This is a genomic window from Brevundimonas sp., from assembly GCF_046293315.1.
Lineage (GTDB): Bacteria > Pseudomonadota > Alphaproteobacteria > Caulobacterales > Caulobacteraceae > Brevundimonas.
This window is the reverse complement of sequence record NZ_JBKBPF010000129.1, coordinates 1-518: the sequence shown is the minus strand read 5'-3', so window position 1 is coordinate 518 and position 518 is coordinate 1. Positions and strand designations below refer to the sequence as shown.

Below are 518 nucleotides of genomic sequence, written 5' to 3'. Positions count from 1 at the left end.
GTTCTTCAGGCAGATGATCTTTTCCGCCGCGCCGGTCGGCAGATATGTCTCCCCCAGCCCGGCCGCCGCCCGCATCGCGTTGTTCAGCTGGAAGCGCGTCGCGTTCAGGCCGCAGATCAACTGCCCCCCGCGAAGCGCCTGATCCGGCGTGATGTCGCCCTTGCGCAGCTTGGCGACATGGGCGTCATAAACCCCGAACCCGATGGGTTCCCCCATCCGTGCCATGGTGGCGAGACGGATGATGGCGCTCTCGGCCGCCTGACGGTGAATCTCGGTCAGCATCACGTCGGGGGCGTCCCGGGTGAAGGCCCCTTCGCCCTTGATCGGCGGCAACTGACCGGGATCGCCCAGCACGAGGATCGGCTTGCCGAAACTCATCAGGTCGCGGGCCATCTCCTCGCCCACCATCGACACCTCGTCCAGCACGATGAGCCGCGCATCCGCGGCATCGCTTTGCGGGTTCAGGGCGAAACGGGGATGCTTCATCGAGGACAGCGCCTGGCGCATCGCCTCGATCC

The 518-nt window shown here is 66.4% G+C and carries 1 protein-coding gene; it reads right to left on the bottom strand.

What is annotated here, in order from left to right; all coding sequences use genetic code 11:
- The coding region (locus ACK4SE_RS14380; protein WP_409694096.1) for an AAA family ATPase at window positions 1-486 on the bottom strand (486 nt) is incomplete at its 3' end.
- Between the last annotated feature and the right edge of the window lie 32 nt (window positions 487-518).